Source organism: Pseudomonas sp. LB3P31, assembly GCF_054897945.1.
In genome coordinates, this window is the sequence record NZ_CM142710.1 from 3,872,015 (window position 1) to 3,888,105 (window position 16,091).

General features: G+C 58.2%; 13 protein-coding genes and 1 pseudogene. 4 read left to right on the forward strand and 10 right to left on the reverse strand.

Going from position 1 to position 16,091, the window contains the following annotated elements; genetic code table 11:
- The first annotated feature begins 117 nt into the window (after positions 1–117).
- Entirely contained in the window at positions 118–624 is a 507-nt protein-coding gene (gene rloA2, locus ACYZTK_RS17525; RefSeq protein ID WP_462011034.1) for a retropepsin-like aspartic peptidase RloA2, read from the forward strand.
- A 509-nt stretch (positions 625–1,133) separates the two neighbouring features.
- Here rloA2 and ACYZTK_RS17530 read toward each other — a convergent pair.
- Positions 1,134–1,461 (reverse strand): annotated as a pseudogene (locus ACYZTK_RS17530) (RHS repeat-associated core domain-containing protein); the annotation flags it as partial.
- 196 nt (positions 1,462–1,657) lie between these two features.
- On the opposite strand from ACYZTK_RS17530, the gene creB reads away from it, so the two are divergent.
- From creB to creD, 3 genes are all read left to right on the forward strand, one after another.
- On the forward strand, positions 1,658–2,338 hold the full coding sequence (gene creB, locus ACYZTK_RS17535; protein WP_462011035.1) for a two-component system response regulator CreB: 681 nt from the start codon (positions 1,658–1,660) through the stop codon (positions 2,336–2,338).
- Positions 2,338–3,756, forward strand: a complete 1,419-nt coding sequence (gene creC / locus ACYZTK_RS17540) for a two-component system sensor histidine kinase CreC (RefSeq protein WP_462011036.1) — start codon at positions 2,338–2,340, stop codon at positions 3,754–3,756. Before creB ends, creC begins: the two co-directional genes overlap by 1 nt.
- A gap of 121 nt (positions 3,757–3,877) precedes the next feature.
- On the forward strand, positions 3,878–5,248 hold the full coding sequence (gene creD, locus ACYZTK_RS17545) for a cell envelope integrity protein CreD (RefSeq protein ID WP_462011037.1): 1,371 nt from the start codon (positions 3,878–3,880) through the stop codon (positions 5,246–5,248).
- A gap of 200 nt (positions 5,249–5,448) precedes the next feature.
- Here the strand turns inward: creD and ACYZTK_RS17550 are convergent, their stop codons facing one another.
- From ACYZTK_RS17550 to ACYZTK_RS17590, 9 genes are all read right to left on the reverse strand, one after another.
- On the reverse strand, positions 5,449–6,381 hold the full coding sequence (locus ACYZTK_RS17550; RefSeq protein ID WP_462011038.1) for an RHS repeat-associated core domain-containing protein: 933 nt from the start codon (positions 6,379–6,381) through the stop codon (positions 5,449–5,451).
- A 214-nt stretch (positions 6,382–6,595) separates the two neighbouring features.
- On the reverse strand, positions 6,596–7,225 hold the full coding sequence (locus tag ACYZTK_RS17555) for a glutathione S-transferase (protein ID WP_462011039.1): 630 nt from the start codon (positions 7,223–7,225) through the stop codon (positions 6,596–6,598).
- Between the two features lie 214 nt (positions 7,226–7,439).
- Positions 7,440–7,619, reverse strand: coding sequence for a hypothetical protein (locus ACYZTK_RS17560; protein ID WP_462011040.1), 180 nt, complete (start codon positions 7,617–7,619; stop codon positions 7,440–7,442).
- On the reverse strand, positions 7,616–8,746 hold the full coding sequence (locus tag ACYZTK_RS17565) for a PepSY-associated TM helix domain-containing protein (protein WP_462011041.1): 1,131 nt from the start codon (positions 8,744–8,746) through the stop codon (positions 7,616–7,618). The genes ACYZTK_RS17560 and ACYZTK_RS17565 overlap by 4 nt, the downstream gene beginning before the upstream one ends.
- Before the next feature lie 73 nt (positions 8,747–8,819).
- Positions 8,820–11,249: a TonB-dependent siderophore receptor gene (locus tag ACYZTK_RS17570; RefSeq protein ID WP_462011042.1), complete on the reverse strand. Its 2,430-nt coding sequence runs from the start codon at positions 11,247–11,249 to the stop codon at positions 8,820–8,822.
- A 302-nt stretch (positions 11,250–11,551) separates the two neighbouring features.
- A complete protein-coding gene (locus ACYZTK_RS17575) occupies positions 11,552–12,523 on the reverse strand; it encodes a FecR domain-containing protein (RefSeq protein WP_462011043.1) in 972 nt (323 codons plus the stop codon).
- Complete coding sequence (locus tag ACYZTK_RS17580; RefSeq protein ID WP_462011044.1) at positions 12,520–13,038, reverse strand: RNA polymerase sigma factor; 519 nt, start codon at positions 13,036–13,038, stop codon at positions 12,520–12,522. The genes ACYZTK_RS17575 and ACYZTK_RS17580 overlap by 4 nt, the downstream gene beginning before the upstream one ends.
- A 205-nt stretch (positions 13,039–13,243) precedes the next feature.
- Complete coding sequence (locus ACYZTK_RS17585; RefSeq protein WP_462011045.1) at positions 13,244–13,951, reverse strand: 3'-5' exonuclease; 708 nt, start codon at positions 13,949–13,951, stop codon at positions 13,244–13,246.
- The gene (locus ACYZTK_RS17590; RefSeq protein WP_462014924.1) at positions 13,948–15,888 is read right to left on the reverse strand and encodes a DUF294 nucleotidyltransferase-like domain-containing protein; all 1,941 of its coding nucleotides are present in this window, start codon (positions 15,886–15,888) and stop codon (positions 13,948–13,950) included. Before ACYZTK_RS17590 ends, ACYZTK_RS17585 begins: the two co-directional genes overlap by 4 nt.
- Between the last annotated feature and the right edge of the window lie 203 nt (positions 15,889–16,091).

Below are 16,091 nucleotides of genomic sequence, written 5' to 3' on the forward strand. Positions count from 1 at the left end.
GCTGGTCCTTTTCGACCCTGTGTGAGCGGACTTGCTCGCGCAGGGATCTGAAGAACGAACGAATTCCTCGCTGGCTGTCTAAAATTGCGCTGCCCACCCTTCAAGGATGCCCACTAATTGAAATCCCTCCTCGCACTGCTGTCCCTTGTAGCCCTGCCGATCATGGCCGCCGAGCCGACCCTCTACGGTCGCTACGAATACATCGCGCTGCCGGAAATCGGCGGTGAAGTGCTCAAGGCCAAGATGGACACCGGCGCCCTGACTGCATCGCTGTCGGCCAAGGACATCGAGACATTTACCCGCGACGGTGACGAGTGGGTACGTTTCCGCCTCGCCACCAAGGATGCGAGTAACAAGGTCTACGAACACAAGATCGCGCGTATCAGCAAGATCAAGACCCGCTCGGAAGAAGATGCGGATGATGATGAGTCCGCTGCGCCGACCAAGCGACCGGTGGTGGATCTGGAACTGTGCCTGGGTAACGTCAAGCGTACAGTTGAGGTCAATCTGACGGATCGCAGTAGCTTCAACTATCCGTTGTTGATTGGGGCGAAGGCGCTGCGTGAGTTTGGTGCGGCGGTGAATCCGGCTCGGCGTTTTACGGCGGATAAGCCCGATTGTTGAGATTGATAATTCTAATGGCACCAACATGTGTATTCTCCAGGGAGCCTAAGTAGAGCGTCTGATGGCGCGGTTTAACGATTCGTTCTCCATAGCCTGTAAAATCTTCAACTCACTTGGAAATCGAGCATCTCTTGTGGACTCAATCAATTCTTTGTAGACGAGATCGAGCTCCTCGTCGGGCACAGTTTTGAGATAGTCGTCGAGTGACGGCTCAGAGTTGGGTCCCTGCTTTTTATGGAGGTGTTTGCTGCTGTGCGGCTCAGATAGTGGTTCGTCTGTTGATTTTATCGCCTGGATTTTTTTTCTATTTGTTTCTTGTGATTTGAGCCATTGTTTATGATTCGCTGAACCTTTTATATCGTCGGGATGTGAAATGAGCATGTTTCTATTCGATTGGTTAGCGGGGCGGTAAAGGTTTGTTGTCGGCTCGGGATCTGCTTTAGCCAGTTGTTTACTTTTTCCTTTTGGCTTGATGCCCAGATCCTTTTTTATAGCTTTCATGAGCCCCTTAAAGGGCATATGTCCAGTAGGATCACGCTTGAGTACCGGTTCGCCGAAGCAATACACGTAAGCATTTAATCCTCCTGCTCCAAACGGGCTCCAAGAATCTGGACTATTGAACCGCATCAACACCGGATTAAACTGCCGATACCCATTCCCCAAATGATAATGCCCGGTCAGTGGGTCGCGCATTTCGCCATTAAACCCGAGCAGGCTGAGCAAGCCGTTTTCCCGTGGACGGTGGCCATAGGGTGTATACGCAACGGGGTGGGGTTGATTCGCGTCGAGGGCGTTCAACACCGACTGCTGTTGATCGGTTGCCAGAAGTATCGTTTTGCGTGAAGGAGTAGACATCGACTGAGCTCCGAGCAAGGTCCAAAAAGCTGTTCCTTCAGCATCTGTCCTTTTTCAGCCATTGCCTACTATCTGAACTGCTAGTTACTACAGACCCTACGCAAATTAACTCAGTCGGATTGACGTCGATTCAGCCTTGAGTCACCGTTCGCCCACCCAAACACCAGGCTCGGACGCCATGCCCCATATCCTGATTGTCGAAGACGAACCCGCAATTGCCGACACCCTTGTTTTCGCCTTGCAGGGCGAGGGCTTCACCACGACCTGGGTGAGCCTGGGCGCGGCGGCGCTGGAGCATCAGCGTCTAACCCCGGCCGACCTGATCATTCTGGACATCGGCCTGCCTGACATCAGTGGTTTTGAAACCTGCAAGCAACTGCGGCGTTTCAGCGAAGTGCCGGTAATTTTCCTCAGCGCTCGAGATGCTGAGATCGACCGTGTGGTTGGCCTGGAAATCGGCGCCGATGATTACGTGGTAAAACCGTTCAGCCCTCGGGAAGTGACGGCGCGAGTCCGGGCGATTCTCAAACGCATGCTGCCGCGGGCATTGCCTGAAACCTCTTCAGCGCCGTTTCGCATCGACAGCGAACGCGTGCAGATTAGCTATCGCAATCAAACTCTGAGCCTGACTCGACACGAATTCCGCCTGCTGCAATGCCTGTTGGAACAACCCGAGCGGGTCTTCAGCCGTGAGCAATTGCTCGATGCGCTGGGTGTGGCAGCTGATGCTGGTTACGAGCGCAGCATCGACAGCCACATCAAGGGCCTGCGCGCCAAATTGCGTCTGGTGAACGCTGAGGCCGAACCGATCCAGACCCATCGCGGCCTCGGTTACAGCTACAGTCCGGGACGCAGCTGATGTCGCTGGGGATCCGAATTTTCCTGGTCTACGTGCTGTTCATCGGCCTGACCGGCTACTTCGTGCTCAACACCGTGATGGAGGAGATCCGCCCCGGCGTGCGCCAATCCACCGAGGAAACGCTTGTGGACACGGCGAACCTGATGGCCGAGATCCTGCGCGATGACTTCAAGGCCGGCACCCTGAACCAGAACCGCTGGCCCGAATTGCTCAAGGCCTACGGCGAGCGGCAGCCGCAGGCGAGCATCTGGGGGCTGGCGAAAAATCAGGTGAACCATCGCATCTATGTGACTGACGCCAAAGGCATGGTCGTGCTGGACTCCAGCGGAGTTGCTGTGGGTCAGGACTACTCGCAGTGGAACGATGTGTTGCTGACCCTGCGCGGCGAGTACGGGGCGCGTTCCAGTCGCAGCGATCCAAATGATCCGAGTTCTTCGGTCATGCACGTCGCTGCGCCGATCCGCGACAACGGCCAGATCATCGGCGTGGTCACTGTGGCCAAGCCCAACAGCTCGTTGCAGCCGTATGTGGATCGCACCGAGCGTCGGTTGCTCGGCTACGGCGCTGGGCTGATTGGACTTGGATTGTTGTTTGGCGCGCTGTTGTCCTGGTGGTTGAGCGCTGCACTGCGACGGCTCACCGCTTATGCCCAGGCGGTGAGCGAAGGCCGAAGGGTCGAGGTGCCGCATTATCGTGGCGGCGAAATGGAGCAGTTGGCCACGGCGGTCGAGCACATGCGCACGCAGCTGGAGGGCAAGGCGTACGTGGAGCGTTACGTGCACACGCTCACCCATGAGTTGAAGAGCCCGCTGGCGGCGATTCGTGGAGCAGCGGAGTTGCTTCAGGGCGAGATGCCGCCGGCTCAGCAGCAGCGGTTCGTCAGCAATATCGACAGCGAAAGCGTGCGCATGCAGCAGTTGATCGAAAGATTGCTCAGTCTGGCTCAGGTTGAGCAGCGTCAGGGGCTGGAGGAACGGGTGGCCGTTCCGTTGGCGGGTTTGGTCGATGAGTTATTGCAAGCTCAGGCCGCGCGCATCGAAGTCAAGCGGCTGCATATTGAACAAGCGATTCCCATGAATCTGGCATTGACCGGCGAGCCGTTTCTGTTGCGTCAGGCGTTGGCTAATCTGCTGGAAAATGCGCTGGATTTCACTCCCTCGAGTGGAGTGCTGCGGATCAGCGCCGCGCGCTTCGGGGATCAGGTCGAATTCAAATTGTTCAACCAGGCAGAGGCCATTCCCGACTATGCGTTGCCGCGATTGAGTGAGCGTTTTTACTCTTTGCCACGGCCGGACAGTGGGCGCAAGAGTACGGGCCTCGGGCTTAACTTTGTCGAAGAAGTGGTCGAGTTACATGGCGGGATATTGTCGATTGGTAATGTTGAGGGTGGGGTTGAGGTGGTATTGCGGCTGGCTTAGGACCGAATCGCGAGCAGGCTCACTCCTACAGGGATTCAGTCTCCACATAATCTCCATGGTTCCCCCACAAAAGCACCATATAGCGATTGCAGACTCTCCCCATCCAAACAGGGAGAGTCCCATGAGCCGAAATTTGACTTTGAAAATCGGGGCCATTGCCCTGCTGATTTTGTTGTTGCTGATCCCGCTGATGATGATCAACGGTCTGATTCAGGACCGCCAGGAATTGCGCGACGGCGTGCTCGAAGACATCGCACGCAGTTCCAGTTATCACCAGCAAGTAAGCGGACCGTTGATGGTGGTGCCGTATCGCAAGGTAGTACGCACCTGGAAGCTCAACGAAAAAACCAATCAACGCTATCAGGAGCTAGGTGAAGAACGCGGTCGCCTGTATTTCCTGCCGGAGCGCTTCGAGCTCGATGGCAAGGTAGAGACTGAACTGCGCTCCAGGGGCATCTATGAGGCCCGGCTGTTTCATGCCGACAATCGCATCAACGGCCATTTTTCGATCCCTGCGCAACTGGGCATCAAGGAAAACTTCGCCGACTACCAGTTCGACCAGCCATTCCTGGCGGTTGGCATCAGCGACATTCGCGGTATCGAAAATGCATTGAAGCTGCAGCTCAATGGCCAGACCCTGGATTTCGTGCCTGGCAGCCAAGTGGGATGGTTGGGGGAGGGCGTGCACGTGACCCTGCCGAGGCTGGACACCACGCAAACCTCCGAACTGGCCTTCGGTTTCGACCTGAAGTTGCAAGGCACCGGTCAGTTGCAGATCCTCCCCGTGGGCAAGACTAGCAAGGTGTCACTGGCCGCCAACTGGCCGCATCCGAGCTTTATTGGCAACTATTTGCCGGCTCAGCGCGAAGTTGATGATCGCGGCTTTACCGCCAGTTGGCAGACTTCGTTTTTCTCCACCAACCTGCACGAGGCCCTGGACGCTTGTGTGTCCGGCACTGGGTGCGAGGCCTTCAATGGCCGCAGCTTCGGCGTGAGTTTCATCGACCCTGTGGACCAGTACCTGAAAAGCGATCGGGCGATCAAATATGCCCTGCTGTTTATCGTCCTGACCTTCGCCGGCTTCTTCCTGTTTGAAGTGTTGAAAAGCCTGGCGGTGCATCCGGTGCAGTACGCGTTGGTGGGGGTGGCTCTGGCGTTTTTCTACTTGCTGCTGTTGTCGCTGTCAGAGCATATCGGCTTTGCCCTGGCGTATCTGTTGTCCGCCAGTGGGTGTGTGTTGTTAATCGGCTTTTACGTTTGTCATGTGCTGCGCAGCGTGCGACATGGGTTGAGCTTTTCCCTGGGATTGGCGGCGTTGTACGGGCTGCTTTATGGGTTACTGACTGCCGAGGATTACGCCCTGTTGATGGGGTCGTTGCTGCTGTTCGGATTGTTGGGAGTGTTTATGGTGCTGACGCGCAAGCTGGATTGGTATGGGGTTGGGCAGAGGACGGCGAAGCCTTTGGATTTTGATATTGGGGTGGTGGAATGAGCCAGTCGTTGGGGTTGCGGGAGGATCAGCGGGAGGGGAGGCAGTTGGCGGTTCTGATTGCTAGGTTGTTTCCGGTTAGCGGTAGTCGAGCGAGGTAGAGCATAGCGGGGTATGAAGACTCGGGGACAGATTTATCAAATAAATCTGTCCCCATTTCGGTCCCTTATTACGGCCCCCTTATTACTCAGTTATATTTATTTCTAAAAGCCGCTTTTATTCGCCCAATACTCTTCTCTGTCTCGTTTGTATCGCTTGCTATTTTTGTATCTTGCATTTTCTGCGTCTCTAATCCGTTGTTTTTGTTCGTTTAACATTCGATTTCTGGCTATGTTGCTCCCAACAATCGGGTGTAAAATTTTTTCGACTTCAGCACTTTGTAATAGATATTTCGAGTCGTTCATTTTATTTTTTATTGCGTTAATCCATTGAGAGTCTGCTCGATTCAAACCCTGTTGTGGGGTTAGTGTATGCAAACTTTCAGGTCCAAAGGACTGCATTTTTGAGTTTATTCGGATTTTGGTTGTGAATGTAAATTTGTCAGTAGTTATGCTTCTATTTAGATACAGCTTATTGGTTTCTTGGATATACTCCAAGCTTGAGAGTGAACCCTGTATTTGAAAATTAGATTGATTTGCGGAATTTAATTTCACGTCCATGTTGGGTGCAGCGCGATTAAAAAATCTCGTTGGTGTTACTCTGAAACTTGATGGGTTGTTTTCAAATGCGTTATAAAGTTTTAGTTTGCTTGATTTTCTAAAACCCATAGTTCGCAATGGCGCTGCAATTACGCCCCATTTATGGCCGTTTCGATCAAACCTTAGAATTGGTTCTCCCCCACAGTACACATACGTGTTCAGCCCTCCCTCTCCAAACGGACTCCAGCTATCCGGACTATTAAACCGCATCAACACCGGATTGAACTGCCTATACCCATTCCCCAAGTGATAACACCCAGTCAGTGGGTCCGGCGGTTCGCCGTTAAACCCGAGCAGGCTGAGCAAGCCATTTTCAGCTGGACGATGACCGTAAGGTGAGTAAGCGATGGGATGAGGCCCTTGCGTGTTTAGAGCGTTCAACACCGATCGCTGTTGATCGGTTGCCAGCAAGATTGTATTGCGTGAGTGCGTAGGCATTGACTGAAACTCCGAGACAGGTCGATGGAGCTGAGCCAACAGCATCGAAGTATTTTCAGCGTTTGCCAACTATCAGAACTGCTAGGGTCATGGTGCGAAGATCAAAAGATCGTCCGATCGCGGCCCGAGCCTTCGGCAGCTCCTACGTTGTGAGCCCATCCTGTAGGAGCTGCCGAAGGCTGCGATCTTTGAGGCCATTACCTCCAGCGAAAATCTAAACCTTCGGCATAGTCGCCAGCATTGAAGGTCGCTGGCTGACTTCGAAATACCATGCTGCCAATTGAGGATTTTCGTCGCGCCACGCCAGATCCGGATGGCGCAGGTCCAGGTAGCCCAGGGCACAAGCCACACTGATCGCCGCCACATCAAAATGACTGGTCAGCTCGGCGATGGCGTCTGTCTCCAGTAGCGCGAGCGCGCGACGGATCTTGTCGCGTTGGCCGTCGAGCCATTCATCCCAGTGTTTTTCCGGGGCGCGCAGGGCGAGTTCGTAGCGGGTCAGCACGGCCGCGTCCATGATGCCATCGGCCATGGAGGCCAGGGTCAGGCGACGCCAACGGGCTGAGCCTTCGCGGGGGATCAGCGGGTTGCCAACGTGTTGATGGTCCAGGTAGTCGAGGATCACCCGACTGTCGTGGATGATGGTGCCGTCGGCCAGGCGCAGGGCCGGGATTTTGCTCAGGGGGTTGTCGTTGATCAGGGTTGGGTCTGGGTCGACTGGGGAGAGTACGCAGTTGTGCAGGGCGACGCGGTCCTGTTGACCGGTTTCATGCAGCAGCACCATGACTTTGCGCACGAAGGGGGAGAGTGGGTTGTGGTAGAGGGTCATGCTCGGGGTGGACATGGCGGTGTCTCGGTCGGTGGTGGTGTCGGGGCGTTGTGGGAGCAAGGCTTGCCCGCGATGACGGTAGCACATCCGAAATTGATGTGACTGAGACACGGCCATCGCGGGCAAGCCTTGCTCCCACAGGCTGCGATCTTTTGATCTTGAAAGTCAAAGTCAAAAGATCGTCCGATCGCGGCCCGAGCCTTCGGCAGCTCCTACGCGGTGTGCCGGGTTATCGGCGTTGCAGGAGGGCTCGCAGGGCGAAGGCGGCAGGGATGCCCAGGCCAAGCCAGCTCAATGCATCCCACACACCATCCCCCAGCAACGCCGCAAACAACCCGGCAGCGGTGAACAGGCCGATGACAGTGGGAATGGCGAAGACTTTCCAGAAGTTCGACTGACGCGGCCTCATGCCTGAGCCTCCGCAGTTTCCAGGATGGTTTTTGCCGCCTTGCGCCGAACCAGCCACAGGTACACGCCGCTGCCGAGCACGATGATGGTCAGCACATCCAGGGTCGCCCAGAGGATCTTCATCGGCATGCCGCCGTAATCACCAAAGTGCAGCGGTTGCGACATGCCCATGGCGTCCATGTACCAGGGTCGTTCAGCCACCGCAGTGACTTGCAGGGTGCTGGCGTCAATTAATACCGGTGTCAGCAGGTGAGAGGTCAGGTGCGTGCTGCCTTTCATGAACACCGCATAATGGTGCTCGCTGGAAAACCGTGTGCCGGGGAAGGCGATGAAGTCCGGTTGCATGCCCGGCGCGACTTCCTTGGCGATATCGAGCAGGCGGGTGGCCGGTGCGAGCTGCGTCAGCGCCGGTGCATCGCGATAGGGGGCGATCATCGCGCCGAGTGCCTCTGCGCGCCACGCGGCGATCAGCAGGTCGGCGCAGGCGCTGATCACACCGGTGACGCCGACCACCAGCATCCAGGTCAGGGCGACGACGCCGATCAGGTTATGTAAGTCGAGCCAGCGCAGGCGGGTGGATTTGTCCTGGCGCACGGTGGCGAATTTCAAACGACGCATGAACGGCAGGTACAACACGGTGCCGGACACAATCGCGACGACGAACAACAAACCCATGAACGCCAGCAATAACTTGCCCGGCAGCCCGGCGAACATGTCTACGTGCAGGCGCAGCATGAACATCATGAAACCGCCGTTGGCCGATGGCATTTCCAGCGCTTCGCCGGTACGGGCGTCGAGCATGAAGGTGTGGGACGAGTTGGGCTCGGTACCGGCAGTGGCCGCCATGATCGCGATCGCGCCGTTGGGCTCGTCTTCGTCGAAACCGAAGTACTGCATGACTTCGCCAGGACGATGTTTTTCCGCCGCCAGCACCAGCTGCTGCAGGTTCAGTTGCGGTGTATCGGCAGGCATTTCTTTCAGCTCAGGGGCGTCGCCCAGCAGGTGGTCGATCTCGTGGTGAAAGATCAACGGCAAGCCGGTGACTGCCAGCATCAGCAGGAACACGGTGCATATCAGGCTGGTCCAGGTGTGGACGAGAGACCAGCGGCGGATGGTTTTACTCTTCATTTGCAGACCTTCAGAAATACCAAAGCCGTCCTTGAAGGACGGCCCGGGTCTTGGGGTGAGTCAGGTCAAACCGTTACCACTTGTAGGTAGCGCTGGCGACAATACTGCGCTGGTCGCCGTAGTAGCAGTAGAAGCTGTCACAGGTGGAGATGTAGTCCTTGTCGAACAGGTTGGTCGCGTTCAGAGCCAGGGACGCGCCTTTGAGGCTGTTGTCCAGGCGGCCGAGGTCGTAGTGAACTGCAGCGTCGAATACGGTGTAGGCGTCCGCCTTGCCCAGTTCGGTGTTCGCCTGGTCGCCATAGGTATTGCCGGTGTAGCGAACGCCACCGCCGACGCCAAAGCCGTCCAGGGCGCCGGTGTGCCAGGTGTAGTCAGTCCACAGCGAAGCTTGTTGATTGGGCATCAGTTGCAGGCGATTGCCCTTGAATGCGCCGTCCTGCACTTCGGATTTGGCCAGGGTGTACGCGGCGATGACCTTGAGGTTTTCGGTCACGTCGGAGGTGGCTTCCAGTTCCAGCCCTTTGACTTTCACTTCACCGGTCTGGCTGGTGATCGAGACGTTGTCGGCGTTGGTGGTGGTGACGGATACGTTTTTCTGCGTCAGGTTGTACACCGCTGCAGTCAGCAGCGTGTTGCTGCCCGGCGGTTGGTATTTGATACCCAGTTCCCATTGCTGCCCTTCGGTAGGCTTGATCGAATCGGTGGGGGAGGCGGTGGCATTGCTGGTTGGCTGGAACGATTCGGCATACGACAGATAGGGCACGATGCCGTTATCGAACACGTAGCTGATCGCCGCGTTGCCGCTGAAATTTTTGTCGCGCTCGGTGTTGGTGGCATCGCCCTTGTTGAAGAATTTGGTGCCGGTATGCACCCAGTCTTCGCGTCCGCCCAGGGTGAGGCGCCATTGATCGATGAACATCTGGTCCTGCACGTACAGGCCGGTCTGGTAGGTCTTTTGATCGTAGTCGTAGAACGCATCGGAGCGCGGCGGCCGCACGATCGGCTGGCCGTAGATCGGGTTGTTGACGTTGGTGGTCAAACCGTCACCAAAGATCGAGGTGTAGTTGGTGTTGGTGCGCTGGTGATCGAGGCCGATCAACAGGGTGTGACCCACATCACCCGTGGCGAAATCGGCCTGGAAGTTGTTGTCCACGGCGAACTGGCTGATGTCTTCATCGACAATGGTGCTCGAACGGCCGACGTTGCCTTCGGCATCCACCTGGGTGAATGGGTAGGCGCCCGGCGTGAGCGCCTGGAACGACAGGTCCGACTTGGTGTAGCGCAGGTTTTGCTTGAACTGCCAGACATCGTTCAGACGATGTTCAAAGGCGTAGCCCAGGGCGTAGTAGGTGCGGTCGTAGTATTCCCAGTCCGGATCGCCCAGGTTCTTGTGATGGGAGATATCACCCAGAGGCGAGTGGATCTTGGTGCCCTGTACCGGCAGAAACTGGCTGGTGATGCCGGTATCGTCGCGCGTAAATTGGGTCAGCAGGGTGAATTTGGTGTCGTCGTCGATATTCCAGGTGAGGCTCGGTGCGATGTTGTAGCGCTTGTTATCGACGTGGTCGATCTGCGTGCCGCTGTCGCGGATGACACCGCTGAGGCCGTAGAGAAACTGACCTTCTTCATCGATCTTGCCGGTGCTAACGAAGTTGATCTGGCGATGATTGTCACTGCCATACTCCACCTTGATTTGATTGCTCGACTCGGCACTGGGCCGGCGGCTGACCATGTCCAGCAAGCCGCCTGGCGGGGTCTGGCCGTACACGGAGGAGGCTGGACCGCGCAGCAATGCAAGGCGATCGAGGTTCCAGGTTTCCTGTTTCGGGTTGGCGTACACGCCTTTGGGCAGCGGCAGGCCATCGAGGAACTGGGTCGGCTCGAAGCCGCGCACGCGCAACCAGTCGGCGCGGGTGTCGCTGCCGTAGCTGCTGGCGACGATCCCGGGCATGTAGCGCACGGCATCGTCGATGTTTTGCACGTTGCGGTCGTCCATCTGCTGGCGCGTGGCGACCGAGATCGAGCGCGGCGCTTCGACCAGAGCGGTGTCGGTCTTGGTGCCGGCGGCGGTGCGGGTAGCCAGGTAGCCATCGACCGGGCCCCAGGCGCTTTCGGTGTTTTCCACGCCTGTCACGTTGGTCGTCGGCAAGTCCATCACGCCTTCAGGCACGGCCACCAGGCTGTAGGTGCCCGCGCTGCTTTGCTCCAGTTGCAGGCCGGTGCCGCGCAAGGCTTCGCGCAGGGCGGCGGTGGCGTCGTACTGGCCCTGGACCGGTGCCGAGGTTTTGCCGGCGGCGAGGGAAGGGTTAAGCGACAACGCGAGGCCAGCCTGGCTGGCGATCTGGTTGAGGGTGCTGGCCAATGGCGCGGCCGGCAGGTTGTAGGTGCGCACGCTGGAAGCCTGCTCGGCAGCCATCAGTTGGCTGCTGGCCAGCGGGGCACTCAGGGCAATGGCGAGGGCCAGCAGACTGGGGCGCAGCAAGGTGACTAGCGAACGGGACATACAGTGGCTCCTGAAAGGGAATACTTCTCAATTGCCTAGGTGCCGAACGAGAATCCAAAAGTGATAGGGGTGGGTGGAAATAATTTTGATTCAGCTTTTGTGGCGAGTCGGACGGCCTTATCGCGGGCAAGCCTTGCTCCCACAGGATTTTCGTTGTTCACAGGATAGTGGTGTTACCTGGAACCTGGGGGAGCATGGCCTTGCTCCCACAGGATTTTCGTTGTTCACAGGATTGTGGTGGTGCATAAAACCTGTGGGAGTAAGGCTTGCCCGCGATAGCGGCCTGACAGGCAGCACCGGTTTCAGGGCTTGAGGTCAGCCTTGGCCACCGTCACCCACCACTGCGTATGCTGCTCGATCTGCACCGGCAGCGTTGGCAGTAATGCGCGCAACGCCTTGTCGGTATCCTTCAACGGGAAACTGCCGGTGATCCGCAGGTCTGCAATGTCGGGCGACACGCCCAGATAGCCCGGTCGATAGCGACCCAGCTCATGCACTAGGTCTTCCAGTCGCGCGTTGTCCACCACCAGCATTCCGCGAGTCCAGGCGTCGGCGTCGAGGTTGAGGGCGATGATCGGGCCGAGCCCGTTGTTGCGCATCAACACTTGCTGGCCTTCGCGCAAAATCTGCTCTTCGGGACTCGCCTGCGGATGGGCGGCAACTGCTGACTGCAACACGCTCAGGCGCGTGCCATCCTCTTCGCGCTTGACCAGGAATCTTGTGCCCAGTGCGCGCAGGCTGCCTTCGCGGGTTTCGACGATGAATGGCCGGCTATCGCCATGGCCGGTTTCAACCAGTATTTCCCCGTCCTGAAGAATTACCCGGCGCTGTTTCTCATCAAAGCGCACGTCCACGGCGCTGTGAGTATTGAGGTTGATGACGGTGCCATCGCTCAGGTGCAGGGTGCGCTGCTCGCCAGTGGCCGTGCGTTGATCGGCCAGCCAGTAGTCGAGCGGCAGATAGCGTTCGCCGGCAAACAACGCCAGGCCAATCACCGCGACGATGCTCGCCACGCCGCTGCCGAGCTTGCGCACGCGGCGGCGAATGCCTTCACGCGATTGCAGCAACGCGGCGCGGGCCGGGCCACTGGCGATACTGAAGCGCTGGTCGAGCATGCCCAGCTGGCGCCACGCCCGAGCGTGTTCCTCATGGGCAGCGTGCCATTTTGCGAACTCTTCGCGCTCTACCGGGTTGGCGCAATCCAGCGTCAGCTGCCAGGCAATCGCTGCGTCCAGTACTTGCGCCGAGACCGGTTTGGAGCTGACCGGGCTCATAGCGGCTCACCGTACAAGGCGATGTAGCACTGGCGGATGCCCTGGGCCAGGTATTGCCGCACGCGTGGCACCGATACTCCAAGGCGCTCGGCGATTTCCGCGTGGCCCAGGCCGTCGAGACGGTTATAGAGGAATGCTGCGCGGGCTTTGCTCGAGAGTTTGCCAAGGAGGCGATCGATGTTTTTGAGGTCTTCGAGGATCATTTGCTGTTCTTCCACCGAAGGGTGTTCGTCTTCGGGAATCAGCATCAGTTCGGTCAGGTACGCCTGTTCCAGGGCGGCGCGGCGGAAATAGTCGAACAGCAGGCCCTTGGCAATCGCCACCAGAAAGGCCCGGGGTTCGCGGGGTTCGTTTAGCTGATCGCGGCCCAGCAGCCGCACGAAGGTGTCCTGGCTGAGGTCTTCGGCCCTTTGTGGGCAGGCGACATTGCGTCGAAGCCAGGCCAATAGCCAGCTGCGGTGGTCGCGATAGAGCGCACCGACTAGCTCACTGTGGGGGCTTGGGACTGACGACACGCAGCATCACCGATTGGGAAGTGTTATCTAACGAGAATTGTTCGCGATTGTGGCAGAGGCGGGGGAGGTAAGCAATTGGCGCTGGTCGGGTGGGAGTTTGTCGTAAGACCCTGTAGGAGCTGCCGAAGGCTGCGATCTTTTGACGTTGATTTCCAAAATCAAAAGATCGCAGCCTGCGGCAGCTCCTACACGGGACGGCGTGACTTTAGAAGGAGTGTGTTCGCTGCCGCCGCTTCCACTGACTCAAGCGCTGCTGCAGATTCAACGGGCTGTGTATCTGCTGTTGCCGCGCCCGGCTGAACAGGATCAGTGCCAATTCGGCCGTGGCCAGAGCATCGGCACTGGCGTTGTGGCGCTCGAACACTTCGAGTTTGAACCAGTCGATCCACTCGTCCAGGCCCGCCTCGCGGATCTGCGCCTGGGGGCACAACAGCGGTGCGATGTCCGCTACATCCAGAAACGGATTCTGCAACTTGTAGCCCAGATGATCTTTCAACGCTCGGCCGAGCATGTGCTGATCGAAGGGCGCATGAAAGGCCAGCACCGGGCTGTCACCCAGGAATTCCATGAACTCGAGCAGCGCCTGCGCCGGATCGCTGCCGGCTGCGATTGCGCTGGGCCCCAAGCCATGTATCAGCACGCTGGGGGCCAGTTTCATGTCGGCGCATTGCAGGGTTCGTTCGAACTGCTGACTGAAGTCGATGGCCCCGTCCTCAATCACCACCGCCCCGACCGACAGCACTCGATCCTTGTTCAGGTTCAGCCCGGTGGTTTCCAGATCCAGCACCACCCAGCGTTGCTCGCGCAGGCTGCATTCGCCCAACCCGATTATCGCTGGCAGGCGCTCCAGGCGTTGTAGCAGTTCGCCGGACAGCACCGGGCCTGCTGTGCGTAACCAGGAAAACAGACTCATAACTGATACCGCAGGGCCAGGCTGCTCTGCAGGCGCTGGGCCTGGCGCAGGGATTCACGCAAGATCCGCCGGTCAAGGTGATTGAGGCTCTCAGGATCGACCCGATTGGAGTAAGGCAAGTTCTCCCGGGTCTGTAGTTGATGTTGCTGCATGCGGGTTTGCTGAATGAAATGGTACGCCTCTTCGTAGGCCGCACCGTCCAGGCGGTCGATGACTTCTTTCGCGACCAACTGGCGGAAGCGTTCCTGGGTGTTGTTTGCTTCTATTCCATTGGCCAGCGCCAGCAGCCGGGCGCCGTCGACGAAAGGTGTAAGCCCCTGCACTTTCAGGTCCATGGTGGCCTTTTCGCCATGCTTGCGCGCCAGCACGAACTCACGGAAACGTCCTACGGGAGGGCGGTTACGCAGTGCGTTGTCCGCCATCATTCGCTGGAACAGGCGATTGTCGGCGACTTGATCGAGAATTCCCCTGCGCAGCTGTTCACAGCCTTGTTCGTCGCCCCAGACCACGCGCAGGTCGAAGTAGATGCTTGAGCCCAGCAGATTCTCCGGAGTCGCCTCGCGGATAAACGCCGAGAAACGCCGCGCCCATTCAGCCCGGGACAAACACAGCTCGGGATTGCCGGCCATGATGTTGCCCTTGCACAGGGTGAAACCGCACAGCGCCAGGCTCTGGTTGATCTGCTGAGCGATGGGCAGCAACTTGCCGCGTATTTCTGCGGCGTGCGCAGCGTCCCGAGCTTCGAACAGGATGCCGTTGTCCTGGTCGGTGTGCAGCGTCTGTTCACGACGGCCTTCGCTGCCGAAACACAGCCAGCTGAATGGCACGCCCGGGTCGCCTTTTTCAGCCAGTGTCAGTTCGATCACCCGGCACACAGTGTGATCGTTGAGCAGGGTGATGATGTGGGTGATCTGGGTTGAAGACGCGCCGTGGGCCAACATGCGCTCCACCAGTTGGCCGATTTCGCCGCGCAGCGCGACCAGGCTTTCCAAGCGCTGAGCGCTGCGGATAGTCCGGGCCAGGTGCACCAGGTCGACCCGTTGCAGGGAGAACAGGTCGCGCTCCGATACCACTCCGCACAGGCGCTGGTCCTTGACCAGGCAAACGTGGGCAATGTGCCGCTCGGTCATGGCAATCGCGGCATCGAACGCGCTGTGGTCCGGAGACAGATAGAACGGCGCCCGGGTCATGTGCCCTTCGATGGCTTCATTGAAGTCGTTGGTGCCGCCTGCGACCACGTGGCGCAAGTCGCGCAGGGTGAAAATACCCAGGGGGGCTTTCTGCTCGTCGACCACGACTATGCTGCCGACTTGCTGCTCGTGCATCAGGGTCACGGCCTCGCGCAGCGGGGTGATCGGGCTGCAGGTCACCGGGTGGCGCATGGCCAGTTCACCCAGGCGGGTATTCAGCGAGTACTGGGTGCCCAGAGTCTCCACGGCTTTTTGCTGGACTTGCTGGTTGACCTGGTCCAGCAGGCTGCTGACGCCGCGTAGGGCAAAGTCACGGAAGGTGTGGGAAAGCGCGAACAGCTTGATGAACGCGAGCTTGTTCAGCTGCAGGCAAAAGGTGTCTTCGGCGGCGAGGTGTTCAGTGCGCGTCGCACGCTCGCCCAACAGTGCGGCGAGGGGAAAACACTCGCCCGCGGTGATTTCGAAGGTGGTTTCGGTTCCGCCCTTGGCGGTATGCGGGCGTTCGCCCACGACCCGACCCTGTTTGACGATGTAGAAGTGCGCAACCGGACCATCGGCGGGCTTGATGATGCTCTCGCCTGGGGCATAGAAACGCAGCTGGCATTGCTCGACCAGGTACGCGAGGTGCGCGTGTTCCATTTGATTGAATGGCGGGAAGCGCTGCAGAAACTGCAAAGTACCCTGGATGTTTTGCAACACCGCGGTTTTCCCTGCCTGGGTGAAGGCGTCCGTTTTACTCATGACCATTACCGCAATCTTTTTTGAATTGTTGTTGTCGGATGACTCGGCCATGGTCGGCCCCTGCGCGCAGGGTGCCCATTGGACGTAAGTCTAGGTAGGCAACTGCCTGTAAAATTATCGGAAGATTCCCACGCGAACGTGGGAAAAGTCCCACCCCTTGGCTATTGGAAATAAATCCGACGAAGTGCACATTGAACACCTGCCTGGCG

What these genes read in the sequence shown, in the direction of transcription:
- creB (WP_462011035.1), top strand. Translation starts at nt 1,658, where the DNA reads ATGCCCCATATCCTGATTGTCGAAGACGAACCCGCAATTGCCGACACC.
- creC (WP_462011036.1), top strand. Translation starts at nt 2,338, where the DNA reads ATGTCGCTGGGGATCCGAATTTTCCTGGTCTACGTGCTGTTCATCGGC.
- creD (WP_462011037.1), top strand. Translation starts at nt 3,878, where the DNA reads ATGAGCCGAAATTTGACTTTGAAAATCGGGGCCATTGCCCTGCTGATT.
- ACYZTK_RS17550 (WP_462011038.1), bottom strand. Translation starts at nt 6,381, where the DNA reads ATGCCTACGCACTCACGCAATACAATCTTGCTGGCAACCGATCAACAG.
- ACYZTK_RS17555 (WP_462011039.1), bottom strand. Translation starts at nt 7,225, where the DNA reads ATGTCCACCCCGAGCATGACCCTCTACCACAACCCACTCTCCCCCTTC.
- ACYZTK_RS17560 (WP_462011040.1), bottom strand. Translation starts at nt 7,619, where the DNA reads ATGAGGCCGCGTCAGTCGAACTTCTGGAAAGTCTTCGCCATTCCCACT.
- ACYZTK_RS17565 (WP_462011041.1), bottom strand. Translation starts at nt 8,746, where the DNA reads ATGAAGAGTAAAACCATCCGCCGCTGGTCTCTCGTCCACACCTGGACC.
- ACYZTK_RS17570 (WP_462011042.1), bottom strand. Translation starts at nt 11,249, where the DNA reads ATGTCCCGTTCGCTAGTCACCTTGCTGCGCCCCAGTCTGCTGGCCCTC.
- ACYZTK_RS17575 (WP_462011043.1), bottom strand. Translation starts at nt 12,523, where the DNA reads ATGAGCCCGGTCAGCTCCAAACCGGTCTCGGCGCAAGTACTGGACGCA.
- ACYZTK_RS17585 (WP_462011045.1), bottom strand. Translation starts at nt 13,951, where the DNA reads ATGAGTCTGTTTTCCTGGTTACGCACAGCAGGCCCGGTGCTGTCCGGC.
- ACYZTK_RS17590 (WP_462014924.1), bottom strand. Translation starts at nt 15,888, where the DNA reads ATGGTCATGAGTAAAACGGACGCCTTCACCCAGGCAGGGAAAACCGCG.